The 16,702-nt window shown below is 69.3% G+C and carries 14 protein-coding genes; 9 read left to right on the top strand and 5 right to left on the bottom strand.

The features are described from left to right. Positions 1-65: 65 nt before the first annotated feature. The 3 genes from HUA76_RS19375 to HUA76_RS19365 form a co-directional block, all read right to left on the bottom strand. Entirely contained in the window at positions 66-1,367 is a 1,302-nt protein-coding gene (locus HUA76_RS19375; protein ID WP_174457281.1) for a hypothetical protein, read from the bottom strand. Positions 1,368-1,438: 71 nt separating this feature from the next. Beyond that, positions 1,439-2,281 (bottom strand): metal-dependent hydrolase, encoded by an 843-nt coding sequence (locus HUA76_RS19370; RefSeq protein ID WP_174461734.1) that lies wholly within the window; start codon positions 2,279-2,281, stop codon positions 1,439-1,441. A 37-nt stretch (positions 2,282-2,318) separates the two neighbouring features. Further along, positions 2,319-3,830, bottom strand: a complete 1,512-nt coding sequence (locus HUA76_RS19365) for a hypothetical protein (protein ID WP_254614344.1) — start codon at positions 3,828-3,830, stop codon at positions 2,319-2,321. Between the two features lie 856 nt (positions 3,831-4,686). Here HUA76_RS19365 and HUA76_RS19360 point away from each other — a divergent pair. From HUA76_RS19360 to HUA76_RS19325, 8 genes are all read left to right on the top strand, one after another. Beyond that, on the top strand, positions 4,687-5,946 hold the full coding sequence (locus HUA76_RS19360; RefSeq protein ID WP_141648794.1) for a hypothetical protein: 1,260 nt from the start codon (positions 4,687-4,689) through the stop codon (positions 5,944-5,946). A gap of 219 nt (positions 5,947-6,165) precedes the next feature. Continuing rightward, positions 6,166-6,861: a hypothetical protein gene (locus HUA76_RS19355; protein ID WP_254614343.1), complete on the top strand. Its 696-nt coding sequence runs from the start codon at positions 6,166-6,168 to the stop codon at positions 6,859-6,861. Positions 6,862-6,957: 96 nt separating this feature from the next. After that, positions 6,958-7,290, top strand: a complete 333-nt coding sequence (locus HUA76_RS19350; protein ID WP_141648792.1) for a hypothetical protein — start codon at positions 6,958-6,960, stop codon at positions 7,288-7,290. Next, complete coding sequence (locus tag HUA76_RS19345; RefSeq protein WP_141648791.1) at positions 7,287-8,435, top strand: hypothetical protein; 1,149 nt, start codon at positions 7,287-7,289, stop codon at positions 8,433-8,435. The genes HUA76_RS19350 and HUA76_RS19345 overlap by 4 nt, the downstream gene beginning before the upstream one ends. Positions 8,436-8,458: 23 nt before the next feature. Then, positions 8,459-10,696: an RCC1 repeat-containing protein gene (locus HUA76_RS19340; RefSeq protein WP_174461733.1), complete on the top strand. Its 2,238-nt coding sequence runs from the start codon at positions 8,459-8,461 to the stop codon at positions 10,694-10,696. Positions 10,697-10,719: 23 nt separating this feature from the next. Then, positions 10,720-11,667 carry a VWA domain-containing protein gene (locus tag HUA76_RS19335; RefSeq protein ID WP_174461732.1) on the top strand — a complete coding sequence of 316 codons (948 nt, stop codon included), beginning with the start codon at positions 10,720-10,722 and terminating at the stop codon, positions 11,665-11,667. A 92-nt stretch (positions 11,668-11,759) separates the two neighbouring features. After that, on the top strand, positions 11,760-12,320 hold the full coding sequence (locus HUA76_RS19330) for a DUF2378 family protein (RefSeq protein ID WP_174461731.1): 561 nt from the start codon (positions 11,760-11,762) through the stop codon (positions 12,318-12,320). Between the two features lie 33 nt (positions 12,321-12,353). Continuing rightward, on the top strand, positions 12,354-13,448 hold the full coding sequence (locus HUA76_RS19325) for a hypothetical protein (RefSeq protein WP_174457287.1): 1,095 nt from the start codon (positions 12,354-12,356) through the stop codon (positions 13,446-13,448). A gap of 9 nt (positions 13,449-13,457) precedes the next feature. Here the strand turns inward: HUA76_RS19325 and HUA76_RS19320 are convergent, their stop codons facing one another. Both HUA76_RS19320 and HUA76_RS19315 read right to left on the bottom strand, forming a co-directional pair. Beyond that, positions 13,458-14,258: a hypothetical protein gene (locus tag HUA76_RS19320; RefSeq protein WP_141646269.1), complete on the bottom strand. Its 801-nt coding sequence runs from the start codon at positions 14,256-14,258 to the stop codon at positions 13,458-13,460. A gap of 274 nt (positions 14,259-14,532) precedes the next feature. Further along, positions 14,533-14,970: a DUF2383 domain-containing protein gene (locus HUA76_RS19315; RefSeq protein WP_141646270.1), complete on the bottom strand. Its 438-nt coding sequence runs from the start codon at positions 14,968-14,970 to the stop codon at positions 14,533-14,535. Between the two features lie 267 nt (positions 14,971-15,237). Between HUA76_RS19315 and HUA76_RS19310 the strand changes: the two genes are divergently transcribed. Then, positions 15,238-16,665, top strand: a complete 1,428-nt coding sequence (locus HUA76_RS19310) for an MFS transporter (RefSeq protein ID WP_174461730.1) — start codon at positions 15,238-15,240, stop codon at positions 16,663-16,665. The last annotated feature ends 37 nt before the right edge of the window (positions 16,666-16,702 follow it).

Here is a 16,702-nt window from a genome sequence, read left to right as displayed (position 1 = left end):
TGCACTCGGGGGGACGCGCGCGACAACGCGGCGATTCGCGTTTCATTCCCGAGACATCTCACGCGTCAGCGGTCACCCAGTGCGACACCGAAGCCGAGTGTCCACGCGAACCCATGGGTCCACTCGCTGGAGAGCGGACGCAGCCCCTGGTAGCGCAGCTCCGTGCTCGCGAGGAACGGCCCGCCGAGCAGCGCACTCGCGCGCAGTCCCACCGGCACGCCGAAGCGAGTCCCCCCTTCCTGGGAGAACAACCCCACGCCCAGAGAAGCCCGCACGTCCACGCCCACGGAATAGGCCGGTCGCCAGGCCCACAGCGGCGGAGACAACACCGACAGACTCCACCCACCCGCTGGCGGCGGACGGCTCCCCAGCCCCAGGCCCCGCGTCCACTCCACGGACAGCCGCAGCGCATGCGGCAACGGCAGCCCCGCGCGCAGTCCCGCGACGGGTGTGCCGCCTCGCGAATCTTGAGTCATGCCGCCCAGCGCCTGCAGCGACAGCTCCGGCGACGGGATGAAGCCTCGCGCCGTGAAGGCAGGTGCGTCCGGTGCGGCGACCTCCTCGAAGCGAGCACCCGCCCACGTCAGGAATGCCTGGGTATACGCCACCGCCGCGGCGGCCCGGTCCGCCATGAAGGCGTCGTACGTCGCGGGCGCCACGCGGTGCGCGCCATCCTTCCAGCGAGGCTCGGCCTGACCGAAGGCATTGCCCACGCTCCCGTAGACACCGAAGGAGCCCGGACGCCGGGCATCCGGCTCCACCCAGAACGTGCTCCAGGGAAGCTCGACGCCGTCCTCCGCGCGCAGGAACTGGGTGCGCACCGCCTCCAGCGTCTCGCTCGCGAGCGCGTGCTGCGCCTCGGGCCCCGGCAGCGGCTCGACTTCGCGGGAAGGCAGCCGCGTCAGCACGTCGCGCAGCCCCCAGCCCTCGAAGCCATCCGCGAAGCCATGATTCACCGGCACCACATGCGGCGGCGAGGCCACGTCCTGGATGTGATGCGACAGGTGCCCGGCCCTGTCCCACGCCCGCGCCCAATCTCCCCCTCGCGCGGCATCCAGGGCCTCTTCCCAGAGCATCCGCACGCGCGCGTCGGAGCCCGCGCGCAAGGAGGAGTCCAGCGCGCCCTCCGGCCGGTAGAAGTGGTGCCAGCCCGTCCACTTCACGTGGAGGTTGAGGTCCTCGGCGGTGGCGCCGTGCAGCACCGCGTCCCGGTGCGCGGCCAGGGAGCGGGGGCCCCCCGCCGCCAGGGCCCGTTCAATGGCGGCCTCGGTCAACGCGTGGTGGTCCTTTACCCAGAAGGCCTCCGCGCCCGACGGAACGGCCACGGACAGGAGGGCGGCGACGGCCAGGCGCGGCGAGGTCAACATCGTGAGCAGCCTCCGCCCGCGAGGACGCCTCGTGCTTCCGGAAGTCCTCGTGGTGGGCTCGGCGGAACGGCTCAGGCGGCCTCCGCGCGGGAGGGCTCTTCAAGCGTCGCCAGGTGGGCCCGGGCGATGTGCAGGTTGTCGTTGTCCAACGGATGGAAGGAGGGCCGCAGGTATTCCTTGAGGCCGCGCCACACCACCCGCACCAGGACCGGGTCCTTCTCGTGGGCGCGCCGCAGCTCGCGCCACACTCCTGTCCACCCCAGCCCGGGCTCCTGCCGCAGCAGCGTCACGGTGGCCGCGAACCACAGGCCAAACAGCGCGATGACGGCCGCGAACATCCCCGTCACCCGCAGCGCATAGCCGGGCGCCACCTTGCGCAGCACGTCGAAGGCCACGGACTTGTGTTCAATCTCCTCGGCGGCGTGCCACTCGATGAGCGCGCGCATGGCCGGGTGGCCATCCGCGAACACGCCAAGCGTCAGCGTGTTCTCGCCCATGATGGCCGTGTAGTGCTCCAGCGCGGCGGCGATGGACAGCCGCAGGACCGGCGGGAAGTACTTGAAGATGAAGCTCCAGACGATGCGGTGATACGCCCGCATGAAGCCGGAGATGACGTAGCCCTGGGACTCCAGCAGCTCGATGTAGTCCTGGTGCTCCCGCGCGTGCTTGCCCTCCTGGGCGAAGAACGCCTTCACCTGCGCGCGCAGCTCCGGCGCGTCATCCAGCGCATGAAGGTAGTGATTGACGCTGCGCACGATGAACCGCTCTCCCTCGGGGAAGAGCATGTTGAGCCCGTTCCACAGCTGCGTGGAACCCAGACCGTTGTGATGCCACATGCGGGGGAACGTGGCGTCGAAGTGAAACTTCAGATTCAGTCGCGGGACGATGCGGCCAGGGTCGGGGGGATTGACCATGAGTGGGGGGACTCTCTGCGCCGGAGGGGACGGCGGGTCAGGGGGAAGGGGATATCGGGGGACGGGCACGAAGCAGCACCTCGCGCTCGAGCTCCGTCCGAAAAGCAGTGAGCCGCTCTCGGGCGGTGAAGGGGCCGCTGCCAGCGATAGCGCCGAAGAAGCGCTTGCGCACGCCCTTGCGCGTCGCGCACAACACTTCCGTCACGCAGAGGGCCACACCGCCCCCCACGGCGGGCAGCGGCCGCATGGTGTTGAAGTAGATGGGGAGGTGCCGCTCCAGGGCGGCCTCGTCCTCCACCTCGATGGTGATTTTCGACAAGAGGGCGTTGCCACACAGCGCGGTGGCCACCTGTCGCAGTCCCGGCGTGAAGGCGAAGCCATGCGTGGTCAGCGACGGCATCCACCAGGGCAGCGCCGGCGAATACAAGGTGGAGAAGATATCCTCCAACACCCCGCCCTCCCCGCGCGTGCGCTCCAGCAGCAAGGACACCTGCTCGGGCGTCACCGGCCCCTGGCTCGTCCTGGTGGGAATCACCGCGATGCGGATGCGCCGCCAGGGCCGCGCCACGGACGACGGCGCATCCGGCAACACCGGCACCAGCATGGTGGGGTTGTCGGAGCGCAGCAGTCCCCCGCTGGAGCGCCCCAGCGCCACCAGCGAGGCACAGGCGAGGTTGCGGAAGTCCAGCCGCTCCGGGAGTTCCACGCGCAAGAGCGGCGAGGGGTCCTCGGCCCCCGTGAGCCATTCATCAGCGGCCGCGCGTCCCTTCCGGGGCAGCGCCGAGGCGATGGCCCGCGACACCTCCATCATCGCGCTGCCATCCATCACCAGATGGTCGAACGCCAGCTCCAGCGAGCCGGTTCCAGGCTCCACCCGGGCGCCCAGCCAGGTGCTCGTCGTCAGCAGATGCGACGTCCACGCGCTGCGCCCCCGGCCCGCGACGTCCACCACCACCTGGGGATGCCACCCGGCCCGACGCGCCTCGGCGAGCGTACACGGCGCGCAGTCCGCAAGCCGCCCGGCCACCGCCTCCGGAGTCAGCTGCGCGTCATCCAACGGCAGCCGGGCCATCCGAAAGCCTCCGCCCTCGCTGGTGACGGCCACCGTGAGCACGCTGTCGTCGGAGACACGCTGCCGGGCGTCCAGCCCCTCACGCCCCAGCCCCGCGAGCCACACATCCGTGGGCTGGTTGTAGCGGCGCCCTCGCGTGTCCCGATGCCAGCGCGCCACCTGGGCGAGCAGCACCGGGGCCCAGGTGCCCGTCGAGGTGTCCACCCCCAGGGGCTGCACCGTCAACATGATGCGCCGCGTGCGAGGCTCCGTGGAGAGGAAGCGCTCCCAGCTCGTCAGCTCCGGCACCACGCCCGAGGCCTGGCGCGCCGGAAACGTCCGCTGCCAGCCATCACAGAAGCCCACCAGCGCGGACAGCGACCGACGCGCCACGGGGAGGAAGTGGGGAAACTTGTGCGCCATCGAGTCCCGCACGCGAGCCAGCGCGTCCTCGCCACGGCGCACGGCGAAGGAAGGGATGGAACCAGAGCCGTCCATGGCACGTGTCCCGCGCAAGCCCACCGGTGAGGTGACCCACAGCATTGGCCGTGCAGTGTAGCGGACACTTCCTCCGCGCGGTGACGATGTCGTGCCCCTTCATCATCCATGTCTCACGCACTCGTACGGGTGGTGAACGACTCACGCGCTCACTCACACCCACCTTCCTCACGCGAGTCGCGGCATGACGCACGCGGAGCGAGTGTCACCCGCGCACTCCAGCTCGGCGCGAGCAGCGGGACAGAAGACTTCCGCTCCCAGCGGCCCTACCTGGTGCGACGCGCTCGCCTGGCCGGCGACAAGGCACGGTGCACCACCGGGACACCTCGGGCCGCCGTTGGCGCGCAGGCACCGTGCCCTCACGGTTCCGATCTCCGCGCCCGGCCCCCACCGGCCTTGGCCTCACGTGCTCAAGCCACGACGCGGGCGGACGTGCGGTTTTCACGCAGATCGCCTCCCAGTGAAGCCACACACCCTTTCGTGCTCCTGCCGTGAGGCCCCGTCATTGACACGCATCCGCCATGGAAGGGGCGGTGAATCCGTCGGACCCCTCGGGAAACCACAAACAAAAGCAAACCAGATTTCACCGACAAAATAACCTTTCAAGACAAAGTCGATTTAGCCTAACCCGCACTGGCAGTCTGGCCCGCAATCGGTAGGATGCCATCGTCCAAGTCCAATCATCGCCCTTGGACAAATGGGGGGGAGTCCAAACACAGCACTCGGAACGGCCTCGGTACCCACGCTCGCATGGCGGGGAACCGAAGACGCCAACACGCGGTTTGCGAGCCCTGGGCTCGCAGGCACGGGAAGGGTGCGCCCTCCAGTCCTCACGCCACGCAAAGGAATGTCTCTCATGAAGAAGTTCCTCTCCGCTACCGCCGTAGCCGCGCTGTCGCTTTCTGCGACGCAAGCCCTCGCCGCGCCGATGTCCCCCGCCGCCAGGCCGATGTCGCAGCACTTCTCTCCGATTGTGCAGGACGCGTTCACGCTCCTGGGCGACACGGACAACCTCAACCTCGTCTATTACGTCCCGCGCCGCGGCGGCATCGCCGTCCAGTCGCCCACGACGACCAACCCCGTCCCCCGCTTCCAGATCACCTCCTTCATCCCCGTGTTCGGCTTCTTCGCGGGCATGGAGCTGGCGAACCTGGGCGGCTCGTTCTCGACCACCAGCGACCTGGGCGCACTCAACCGCCTGTCGACGGAGGCCGCGGCGAAGGGCTTCCAGATTGCCCCGGCTCCGGCCAACCGCTCCACCACCCAGTTCGTCCTCTCCGGGTACGCGCCGGTCAACGGCCGCGTGGAGATCGACTGCGAGATGGAGATCATCGTCGTCAACGGCCGCGACGTCCCGGTGCCCAACTGCTTCACCCACCTGGACCCGACCCAGCCGTACGACATCAACACCAACGTGATGTACAAGTTCAACACCCTGCCCGCGCTCGGCGGCAGCGTCGTCGCGCAGGACATCTCCTTCCAGGCCACCACCCTGCCGGGTTGGACCAACCAGCTGCGCGCCCTGATGGCCACGGGCGCCCAGTGGGACAACATCATGACGGCCCAGATTGACTGGGACATCAAGACCCACAACGTGACCCGTCAGGCGCGCTTCACGGTGAACTGGCGCTCGCTGTTCGAGCAGGCCAGCGCCTTCGCGGCGTTCCACCTGAGCTCCTGCGTGGACATCGAAGTTCGCGCCTTCTTCGAGCGCCTGGTCACGTGTTCGTCCGAGAACGCCTGCGGCATCCGCATCGAGTACCTCAACAACGGCGTCTGGGGCCCCACCGCGCCCAATGACTCCAACTTCATCAACGTCGTGAACGCCGTCCAGGCCCGCCTCCAGGACGAGCTGTTCAACGAGGTCCGCCGCTACACGACGCCGGTCAACGGCCAGGTCTCCAACCAGACCAACTCCATCTTCACCATGCGCGCCAACTACGAGAAGCTCATCCTGGAGCGCAACGAGGTCACCTACATCCAGTACAACCCGGGTCCCACGGACTTCACCGTCAAGACCAACATGAACGTCACCTGCCTCCTGGACGGCTTCGAGCTGGGCCGCGTCCGCTGGAACATGGAAGACGCGGGCTGCAGGGCGCTGATCGGTCAGTAATTCCGCACCGCCATGACTTCGGGGCGGAGGCCATCTTCGGGGTGGCTTCCGCCCCTCCTTTCCTTCCTTCAACCAGGCCCTTTCTCCATGCGCTTGCTTCAGCTTTCTCTCGCAGCCGTGTTGTGTCTTTCCGTCACGTCCGCCCAGGCCCAGACAGACACGCCGCCACTCGACTATGCGCGCACCATCCGCGAGTCTGAGATGGTATTCGTTCCCTACATGGGGATGGATCGCGGCCCTGTCTTCTATACACAGTACGTGCAGATTCCGACCGACTCCGTCGCCACCGTGGCTGGCATGAGGCGGCTCTTCGTCAACCTCCACCCCACCGCCCACACGCAGGACCTGTACAACGGCTTCATCACCCGCCATGGCATCACCGACGCGCGGCTGCTCCCGCTGCCCTCGGCCGGCTCGTGCCAGCCCTCGGCGGGAATCGCGGACCTGCTCAAGGGCATGCCGACCAACTACCGGCCGGCGGTGGTCGGCGGCAACTATCCGCTCGTCTGCGGACTCAGCGTCCACTTCTTCCCCGCCGACGAGGCGATGGTGCGCGCCCATATCGCCGCCAACCCGGTCATCACCCTGCGCGCCTCGGTGCCGCTGTGCGCGACGAACAGCCCCCTGCTGAACGTCCCCGCCATCAACCAGCGACTGGTGACGGACGGCGTGCTCCAGACGACGCCCAACCTGGGCGTGGGCGGCAACAGCTGGAACGTGCTCTTCGAGTCCGCCAAGCTCGCCCAGCTCAGCCCCTCCCTGTTCGTCACGTCCGACCCGCAGGTCGGCTGGGAGACGTACATCAAGTCCTTCACGCTCAACCTGACGGCGCAGACCGCGACGATGTCCCCGGCCGCGGCGAGCAACTCCGCCGCCATCTGCACGCCCACGCCGCTGGTCATCAACTTCGGCTAGCCGGCAAGGCGCCCCGCGCGAAGACAAACCCTCACATCAGCAGCCGGGGGCGGCCATGGCGACGGCCATGACGCTCCCGGCTCGGGAGCTTTCGAGATGACACGATGGGTCTGGGTCCTGGCGGGACTCATGGGATGGACGGCGTGCGCGTGCTCGGGAGATGACCCCGACGAGCCCGGCCAGACGCCGGAGCAGCGCAGGCAGCAGGTCCAGCAGTGCATCGTCACCCGGGTGCCCCCACCCGCCGGCTCCACCGAAGCGCGGTGGTCGGTGTCCGGGTATGCCCTGGTGAGCGCCTACCGGAGCTGTCAGGCGAAACCAGGGGACGCGACGTCGGAGGACTTCCGCGACGTGCTTCGGGGCCTCGCCGAGCCAGAGGAGGACCCCTCGCGCGTGAAGCTCACCCAGCCCACCGGGAGCGCGCCGTGAGACGGCTCGCCCTCCTCGTCCTCGTGCTGGGAAGTCTGGCCTCCGCCAAGGGCGTCGTGGCCCAGGAGTGCACCGGCTGCCACACGTCCAAGCGCACCGAGCCCCAGACGCGCTTCGCCAACGGCCTGGGCCGGTGGACGGACAGCCAGTGCTTTGGCTGCCACGCCGAAATCAACGACGTCGCCGTGAAGCGCCAGAAGCGCGAGCCGGACCCGCGCTACTTCGCCATCCCCGTGCGCGAGGACAAGCTGGCGCATCTGGCCAAGACGCCGCTGGCCTACATGAATGCCCCGGAGCTCCTCGAGCATCCGGGACAGAAGGTGCCCCGCATCTCCTCGCGAGGGCTCGCCGCCTTCCTCAAGCGCCCCAGCACCCTCTCCCAGAAGGAGGGCAGCCGCGCGCCCCGGATGATGGCCTACCCCAGCCTCCAGTCGGGTGACGTGAAGGACGTCGCAGCGCTCCTGTCGGTGCGGCTGCCGGCGAGGGAGGCCCCCGCCGCGAAGCTGACGGCCTCCGAACGCAAGGACGCGGACACCCTCTGGAAGGCGCGCTGCGCCAGCTGTCACGCCGGAGACAAGCCTCTCTCAGGACGGGATGGGGTGTCGCTGGGGCTCTACACGCCCGAGTGGACGTATGAGTACTGCCGCGAGCAGCCGCCCTACGCGCGCGCGGACCGGCAAATGCCGGAGGTGCCGCTCTCGCTGGACGAGGCCCGGCTCCTGCACCGCCTGTTCGACGAGATGCGGGTGGAGAAGGAGCGCGAGCTGGACGCGCGCGTGACGCGGCTGGCGATGAAGGACGCCGCCATGCCCGGGGCGGTGCCTCCCACGATGCTCGCCTATCTCTGGGGCCCCTTCTTCCGGGACGCCACCTGCGTGCATTGCCACGCGACGAGCCCTCGCGCGGCCAGCGCCTTCACGGCGGACGCGGAGGGCCTGAAGACGTACCTCAAGAAGAAGTCGGGCGAGGAGTACTGGCGCAGGCTGGAGACGCGCGCGCTGGAGGCCGAGCACGGCCTGGTCGCCGCGAAGCCCGGCATGCCCATGGCCGGCATGGAGCTGCCCGTGGAGCTGCGACGGCTCATCGCCCGGTGGGTGGTGGACGGCTGCAAGGATACCGAAGGCAAGACCTGGTGCCGTCGCTGACGGCGCACACCGAAGGGATGGCCATGAGCCTGAACGAGTCGCACCTGTCGTCGAGGATTGGCTGGACGTGGGCGCTCTTCGTCGGCCTCTGGCTTTGGACGGGATGCGGCGGCGAGGACCCCTCCACCCACGAGCAGGCCCTGCGCCAGGCGCTCGCGGGCCGCGCCTCCGCCACCCGGCTGTCGCTGGGCCAGTACCACTCGGTGGGCGTCCACTCGGACGGCTCGGTGTGGGCCTGGGGCTACAACCGGCAGGGACAGCTGGGCAATGGCCTGTTCACCGACAGCCCCACGCCGGTGAAGGTGAAGAACCTGGAGGACGCGGTGGCGGTGGCCTCGGGGGACTACCACTCTGCGGCGCTGCGCTCGGATGGCACCGTGTGGTCCTGGGGTGACAACTATTCGGGGCAGCTGGGCAACGGCACCGTCCTCGCCAGCAACGAGCCCGTGCGCGCCCAGGGCCTGTTCGGCGTGCTCTCGGTGGGCTCGGGCTTCTCGCACTCGGTGGCGCTGCGCTCGGACGGCACCGTGTGGGCCTGGGGCGACAACCGCTACAAGCAGCTCGGCGCACTCGCGGCGACCAGCAGCACGCTGCCCGTGCAGGTGGCGGGCCTGAGCGGCGTCATCGCGGTGGCGGCCGGTGGCAACACGTCGCTGGCGCTGCGCTCGGACGGCACCGTGTGGGCCTGGGGCGACAACCGCAGTGGCCAGCTGGGCGATGGCACGGTGACGACGCGGGGCACGCCCGCGCAGGTGCAGTCGCTCGCCGGCGTGGTGACCATCTCCGCGGGTGCGTCCCACTGCGTGGCGCTGCGTTCGAATGGCACGGCGTGGACGTGGGGACTCAACTCGACGGGCCAGCTCGGCGACGGGACGAAAATCAACCGCTCCTACCCCGTGCAGGTGGTGCTGACGGACGTGCTGGCGGCGGTCGCCGGCAACTACCACTCGCTGGCGGTCCGCGTGGACGGCGCGGTGTGGGCCTGGGGTGACAACCGCTATCGCCAGTTGGGCAACGGCACGCTGACGAGCAGCACGCTGCCGATTCAAGCGGGCCTCAGTGGCGGCGTCACGCTGGTGGCGGGCTTCAAGCACTCGCTGACGCTGCGCGCGGATGGCACCGTGTGGTCCTGGGGTGACAACGCCTTCGGCCAGCTGGGTGACGGCACCTTCCTGCCCCGCATGTCTCCGGTGCGCGTGGGCAACACCACGCTGGGCAACCCCGGGGTGACGTCGGGCCAGCTGCACTCCGTCTACCTGGACGCGGCGGGCAACCTCTGGAGCTGGGGCGACAACGAGGAGGGGCAGTTGGGCAACGGCCTGGGCGCGGACCGGCTGTTGCCCGCGCGCATGGGGCTGACGGCCAGCGTGGCCGTGGCCGCCGGACACCGCCACACCGTGGTCCTCAAGGGCGACACCACCGTGTGGTCCTGGGGCGTCAACACGCGGGGCGAGGTGGGCGATGGCTCCAACACCAACCGCTCCCAGCCCGTGCCGGTGTCGGGCCTGTCTGGCATCTCCGCCATCTCCGCGGGGGCGTACCACTCGCTCGCGCTGCACCACGACGGCACGGTGTGGGGCTGGGGCTTCAACCGCTACGGACAGTTGGGAGACGGGACGACGGTGGACCGCAACCAGCCCGTGCAGGTGACGGGCCTGGCGGGTGTGACAGCCATCGCGGCCGGCCACAGCCACTCGCTGGCGCTGCGCTCCGACGGCACGGTGTGGGCGTGGGGCTACAACTTCGATGGCCAGATTGGCAGCGGGAACAACGCCTGGCACATCGTGCCGGTGCAGGTGGTGGGGCTGTCGGCGATGACGGCCATCACCGCCGGGGGCTACCACTCCATGGCGCTGCGCTCGGACGGCTCGGTGTGGTCCTGGGGCTACAACGGCTCGGGACAACTGGGCAACAACTCCACGCTGAGCCAGAACGCGCCGGTGTCCGTGGCGAACCTGAGCGGCATCGTCTCCATCACCGCGGGGGACTATCACTCGCTGGCGCTGCGCTCGGACGGCACGGTGCGCGCGTGGGGCTTCAACTTCGACGGCCAGATTGGGGACGGCTTCCTGGAGAACCGCCATGTCCCGGTGATGGTGGCGGGGATGACGGGCGTCGTGGCCGTCATCGCCGGAGACCACCACTCCATGGCCTTGCGCTCGGACGGCACGACGTGGGCCTGGGGGGCCAACGCGGAAGGCCAGCTCGGTGATGGCACGCGCAACGACAGCATCATCCCCGTGAAGGTGGAGCTGTTCTGATGCAACTCGACAAGGAGACACCCATGTTCGCCCGTATCCTGAATCGGTGGGCCCCGCGTGCACTCGCGGGCGCGGCACTCTCACTCGCCTTGCTGTCCGGCACCGCGGCGCACGCCTTCACCGAGGAGCACGTCATCATCTTGATTGACCGCAGCGGCACCATGAGGACGACGCGGGCCTCGGGACAGACGCGCTTCGCGGATGCGCTCGTGCGCGGGCGCGACTTCGTCCAGACGCCCAACGCCCTGCCGCGCCTGTTCGCCATCTGGACGTTCGAGGGCGGCGGCTACCGCCGGGAGCAGGGCTTCGAGGACGGCCCGACGACGGTGGCGAGCCTGAGCCGGCTGAGCGTGGGCGCGGGCGCGACGCCCCTGGCGCTCGCTGTCTGCGACGCCGCCGACGAACTGCTCCAGTTCGGCCCCGGCATCGACGCCCGCAAGGTCGTCCGCCTCATCTCCGACGGCGAGGAGAACAGCACGCCGGAGGCCACGCTCTGCTACGGCCCTCCGAGCGCCACGCGCTATCCCGACCTGGAGGAAGGCTCGTGGGAGTGGAAGGTCCGCAACATGCTCAAGACGGGCGACCCGCTGCGCGACAGCCCCAATCCCTTCCAGCTCGTTTTCGACGCGGATGTCTTCTTCAACCACATCACGCTGGCGCCCGAGCCCTTCTTCCTCACCTTCGTCCAGGAGGTCGCCAAGGCGTCGGGAGGCCGCTACACGCCTATCGACGACGTGCGCCCGCTCCCCATCCCCGGCGACACGGATGGGAACGGCTGCGTCGACTCCGTGGACTACCGCTTCATGCTCGCCAACTACGGGCTGAGGGTTCCCCCGGCCAGCCCGGCGGCGGACTTCAACGGGGACCGCGTCGTCGACTTCACGGACTACTCCATCGTCCTCGGCAACCTGGGCCGTGGCTGCAACACCGTGCTACCACCCGTGCTGCCCGTGCACGAGGTCCGCGAGTAGTCGTCGACAGGACTGGCCTCCGGAGGTCACCTCCGGGGAGAATGCGCGTCCGCCGGCCCGGGTAGGCCGGCGACACTCGGGGGCACGAGCGCATGAGCCAGGAGCGCGTCATCTTCGGCAACACGGTGGACAGCCTCTACCTGAAGACGCTCGACAAGGATTTGTCCTACGAGCTGCGCACCCAGCTGCGCGAGCTGGGCATGGACCTGGACGCCCCCCTCCAGGCCGCCTATCCCCACTCCGTGTGGGTGAGGTGCCTGGACGAGGTCGGCCGCGCCCTCTATCCGGAGAAGCCCCTGGAAGAGGCCCGGCGGCGGCTCGCCCGGCGGATGATTGAAGGTTATGCGCAGACGGTCATGGGCTCGGCGGTGCTCACGCTGGCGCGCGTGCTGGGTCCCATGCGCTCGCTGGGCCGCATGACGCACAACTTCCGCAGCGGCAACAACTTCACGCAGACGCGCGTCAACGTGGTGAACCCCACCACCGCGGAGCTGTGGTTCAACGAGCCGGACGTCACCGAGGGCTTCGTCGAGGGCGTCCTGGAAGAAGGGCTGCATCGCATCGGTGTGCGGGGCCTCACCATTTCCCGCACCCGTCACGACGCGGAGTCCTGTACCTATCGCATCGAGTGGTACGACCCCTCCGCGCGCTGACCCACCTCCGAGAGCCCCCGAGCCCCCCGCCCCATGACCCGCCTCCTCGACAGTCTCCCCGAGCTCTACCGCGACCTCCTCCCGGGCTTCTTCCGGCAGGACGTCCCCGAGGAGACCAAGGCCACGTGCTCCAAGTGCGCCATGTGCAAGGACAACGCGGAGGGCGCCGTGGAGTCCGTGGACGGAGTCAGCCGCTTCTTCCGTCCCGACACCAAGTGCTGCACCTACTTCCCTCGCCTGCCCAACTACCTCGTCGGCGCCCTGCTGTCGGATGAGCGCCCGGAGCTGGCCGAGGGACGCGGTCGCATGGAGGCGCGCATCGCGGGCCGCATCGGCGTGACGCCGCAGTGGGTGAAGCCCCCGGCGAAGTTCAACTTCCTCTACAAGAACGGGCACCAGTTCTTCGGCCGGGCCGCGTCGCTTCGCTGCCCCTACTACGGCGAAGAGAGCGGCGGCTGCACCATCTGGCCGTACCGCGAGGCCGTCTGCTCCACCTTCTTCTGCAAGTACGTCTCGGGCGCCGACGGCCGCAAATTCTGGATGTCCCTCAAGACGTACCTGACGCTGACGGAGATTCAACTGTCGCGCTGGACGGCGCTCCAGCTGCTGCCCGACTACATCCTGTCCGGCAAGGACCGCCCCGAGCTGAACAGCGTCCCGCTCGGAGTGGAGGACCTGGACGACGCGCCGCCCCCCACGCGCGTCTACGCGGAGCTGTGGAAGGAGCACGCGGGCCGCGAGGTGGAGTACTTCCGCGCCTGCTACCAACTGGTGCGTGGGCTGACGGCGGAAGGACTCGACAAGCTGCTGGGCCTGGACGGCGTCATCGAGCTGAAGGCCGTGGAGAAGCTGTTCGCGACCTCCGTCTCACCCCAACTGCCGCGCACCCTCCGCTTCAACCCGGACGCCACCGTGCAGTGGCTGCCCGACGGCAGCGTGGCCCTGGGCGCATACAGCGACTTCGACGCGATTGCCCTCCCCGGAGAGGCCTATGGCCTGCTCGTGGAGTTCACCGGCCGGCAGCCGGTGGAGGCCGTGCGACACCACCTGCGCGAGCACAAGCAGGCGGACCTTTCCGAGGACATCCTGCTGGAGCTGTACCGGCACCGCATCCTCGTGGAGGCTTGAGCAGCCCGCCTACGGAGGACCGGACAGCGCGCCCAGTTCCTGGAGGAGCCGACTGGACGCATGCGCCTCGCGCCAGGCGGGCACGGACGCGGAGAGGTGCTCGGCCAGCCATGCGCAGAAGCCGGGGTCTCCCGCGCCCAGCCATTCCGCGGACTCGGACAGCTCCGCCTGCGCGGCCTCCCACGCGCGACGGTACGCGCTCGCCGCGGCCATCACCTGCGTCACCGAGTGGGTGAAGGCGTCCAGCGCGGCGCGCAGCTCCAGCGCGGCTGAAGGCTCCATGCCCCGCGACTCGCGCAGGCGCCCCAGGTGCAACAGCAGGCCCTGCTCCAGCGCGGCCGTCGTCCCCAGCCGGGCCTGCGCGCCGCGCAGAAGCAGCTGCAGGTCCTCGTTCAGCTCTCGCAGCAGCTCCTCCGTGGAGCGCGCCACCGGGCGCCCCAGCCGGGTGCAGACCGCCTGCCACAGGTTGCTGAAGGCGAGCAGCTCGCTCACGCCCCGGCGCACGTGCGGCGGAATGCGGTCCAGGAACTCCAGCGCCGCGCCGCGCGCCTCGGACGACAAGGCGCCAGGGCCCTTGGCCAGTTGGAGCAGCTTCCACGCCCAGGGCAGGGCCGCCTCGGTGGAGCGGAACAGCGCCTCACAGGTCGCGCTCAGCGCTCCCGCATGGCTGCTCTCCTTCAACGCCACGGGGGCCAGGGGCATCTTCTCGCGCTCCGCTTCCCTTGGCTCGGGCTCCACGGTCCGCTCGTCTCCGCGCCGCGCTTCACCGGAGACCTCATCGCGTTCCGAAGAGCTGTCGTCCAGCCACATGCATCTCCTCCAGCCTCGTCGGCGGACCCCCGTTTATCGCACGCCACAACCCCAACCTCCAGGCCCCATCCGCTCGGCGTGAAACCCTCGACGTCCAACCCCACCCCGGCGATCTACTCCCTCAGATGAAACCCGCGCCGGTTGTGACGAGGTCGACGCCCGGCCATTCAAGGCACCGCGCGCATTCCTGGAAGTTGAGAGTCCCAACGGAAACGGCCCGGGTCCGCGAACGAGTCGCGGGGCCCGGGCCTGGGGTTTCCCACCCGTCACGTCATCAGTGGAGGGTGTGCTTCAGGTGACTGAGCTTCTTGTGCGTACTCTTCTGCGCGGGCAGCAGCTCCATGCGCACGAAGCGCCGCAGGTCGCCGTGGACCTTGTCCGCGTCGCGCTCGTAGTCGCGCAGGCCATGGTCCTCGCCTTCCTCCAGCGCGGAGATGGCGGCGTTCTCACCCAGGACGTCCGCTCCGCCCTGGACCACCTTCGCGAAGGCGCCCCAGATGCCGGAGCCCTCCGCCGGTTTGCCGTCGAGCTGCAGGATGCGCGAGCGCAGCGTCTCCACGCGGTGCTCGTGGTCCTGTCGACACTCCTCCAGCGTGCGACGCCGTACGTCATCCTCGATGTGCCCCATCGCCTGCCGGTAGGTCTCCACCGCTGAAATCTCGCCCCGGAGGAAGGAATTGAGCGTGTCGACATCCTTGTCGGTGTGCGCCATGAAGGCCTCCTGGAAGTGGTGAACGGGTTGCTGAGCAAGAAGGTGCGACGTGCCCGCCCGCTCGCAACAAGGGCCCCCTCCCCCGCCACCTCCCTTCGGCCACACGCACCGTCCGTGTTTCAGCAGGTATCAGCGCGACTGTCCGGGTAGTCTGTTTGCAAGAATGCGTCAGGGCTGTGAAGCTGATCTGGGAGTGCCCAGTTCCTGTGCCGTGCCCCTGGCCAGTGGGAAGCTCGCCAGCCAACCCAGCTCGCATCGCCACGCGAAATGACTGCCCCGTCGCCTGCTTCACCGTCGCGCCCGCTTCTCACCTTCGGCCTCGTATGGCTGGGGCAGTTCGTCTCCCTCTTCGGCTCGGGGTTGACGTCGTTCGCGCTTGGCGCGCACGTCTACCAGCTCACCGGCTCCACGACGCGCTTCGTGCTCATCTCCTTCTTCGCCACGCTGCCCCTGGCGGTGTTGTCGCCGTTCGCCGGAGTGCTGGTGGACCGGTGGGACCGCAGGAAGGCGATGCTCTGGAGCGACGTGGGCTCCGGCCTCACCACCGCGCTCATCTGGCTGCTGCTGGTGGCGGATGACCTGGGCCAGCTCGCGTTCAAGGCCTGGTACCTGTACCCCATCGTCCTGCTGGGAGGCTGTTGCAATGCGTTTCGCTGGCCGGCGTGGACGGCCACGACGCCGCTGCTCATCCCCAAGCAGCACCTGGGGCGGGCCAGCGGCATGGCGGAGCTGGGCGGGGCGATCAGCCAGATTGCGTCGCCCCTGTTCGCGGGCCTGCTGGTGGGGAGCATTGGCCTGCACGGCGTGCTCTTCATGGACGTGGTCAGCTTCCTGTTCGCCGCGGGCGTGTTGGTGGTGGTGCGCTTCCCGTCGGCGCCCGGGGCCTCGGTGCGGCGCGCGGGGCCTCGCTCCATGCGCGCGGAGCTGGCGGAGGGGTGGCGCTTCGTCCGGGACAGGCCGGGCCTGTCGTACATCCTGGCCTTCAGCACGTTCACCAACTCGAGCCTCGCGCTGGTGCTCCTGCTCTTCACGCCGCTGGTGCTGGCCTTCACGGACCTGAAGCACCTGGGACTGATCGGCTCCATCTCCGGCATGGGCCTGCTGGCGGGCGGCATCCTCACCAGCGTGTGGGGCGGCCCCAGGCGCCGCATCCTCGGCATCGCGGGCTTCCCCATCATCGCCTCGGTCATGCTGCTGCTGGCCGCGCTGCCGCCCAGCGTGCCGCTGCTCGCCACGGCGGCGGCGCTGTTCCTGTTCTCCATGCCGCTCACCACGACCAACTCCCATGTCATCTGGCAGCTCAAGGTGCCGTTGGAAATCCAGGGCCGGGTGTCCGCGCTGCGCAAGACGGTGGGACAGTCCGGGGTGCTGCTCACCACGTTGATCGCAGGTCCCCTGGCGGACCGCGTCTTCGAGCCGTGGATGGCGCCGGGCGGAGCGTTCGCCGGCAGCGTGGGGCGCGTGCTGGGCACCGGCACCGGGCGTGGCATCGCGTTCTTGTTCGTCGTCCTGGGGTTCGCGGTGCTGGGCGCCGTCGGACTCCTCCTGTTGTCTCCTCGCGCGCGGCGCGTCCAGGAAGAGCTTCCGGACATGATTCCTTCCCACCCGCTCGCCACTTCTCTTCCTTCCGAGCAGCCCCCGGCTGGCGCCGTGCCCGAGAGTCCGCTCTCGGCGACGGGAAACACCCCGTCCTGAGCACGCAGCGTCCCGGCCCCGCGCAATGAATTGACTG

This window comes from Myxococcus sp. CA056, from assembly GCF_013336715.1.
GTDB lineage: Bacteria > Myxococcota > Myxococcia > Myxococcales > Myxococcaceae > Myxococcus > Myxococcus llanfairpwllgwyngyllgogerychwyrndrobwllllantysiliogogogochensis.
The sequence above is the reverse complement of the archived record's forward strand: the minus strand, read 5'-3'. Positions and strand labels throughout refer to the sequence as shown.

Coding starts and splice junctions, on each gene's coding strand:
- HUA76_RS19375 (WP_174457281.1), bottom strand. CDS start 1,367: ATGTTGACCTCGCCGCGCCTGGCCGTCGCCGCCCTCCTGTCCGTGGCC.
- HUA76_RS19370 (WP_174461734.1), bottom strand. CDS start 2,281: ATGGTCAATCCCCCCGACCCTGGCCGCATCGTCCCGCGACTGAATCTG.
- HUA76_RS19365 (WP_254614344.1), bottom strand. CDS start 3,830: ATGGACGGCTCTGGTTCCATCCCTTCCTTCGCCGTGCGCCGTGGCGAG.
- HUA76_RS19360 (WP_141648794.1), top strand. CDS start 4,687: ATGAAGAAGTTCCTCTCCGCTACCGCCGTAGCCGCGCTGTCGCTTTCT.
- HUA76_RS19355 (WP_254614343.1), top strand. CDS start 6,166: ATGGGGATGGATCGCGGCCCTGTCTTCTATACACAGTACGTGCAGATT.
- HUA76_RS19350 (WP_141648792.1), top strand. CDS start 6,958: ATGACACGATGGGTCTGGGTCCTGGCGGGACTCATGGGATGGACGGCG.
- HUA76_RS19340 (WP_174461733.1), top strand. CDS start 8,459: ATGAGCCTGAACGAGTCGCACCTGTCGTCGAGGATTGGCTGGACGTGG.
- HUA76_RS19335 (WP_174461732.1), top strand. CDS start 10,720: ATGTTCGCCCGTATCCTGAATCGGTGGGCCCCGCGTGCACTCGCGGGC.
- HUA76_RS19330 (WP_174461731.1), top strand. CDS start 11,760: ATGAGCCAGGAGCGCGTCATCTTCGGCAACACGGTGGACAGCCTCTAC.
- HUA76_RS19325 (WP_174457287.1), top strand. CDS start 12,354: ATGACCCGCCTCCTCGACAGTCTCCCCGAGCTCTACCGCGACCTCCTC.
- HUA76_RS19320 (WP_141646269.1), bottom strand. CDS start 14,258: ATGTGGCTGGACGACAGCTCTTCGGAACGCGATGAGGTCTCCGGTGAA.
- HUA76_RS19315 (WP_141646270.1), bottom strand. CDS start 14,970: ATGGCGCACACCGACAAGGATGTCGACACGCTCAATTCCTTCCTCCGG.
- HUA76_RS19310 (WP_174461730.1), top strand. CDS start 15,238: ATGACTGCCCCGTCGCCTGCTTCACCGTCGCGCCCGCTTCTCACCTTC.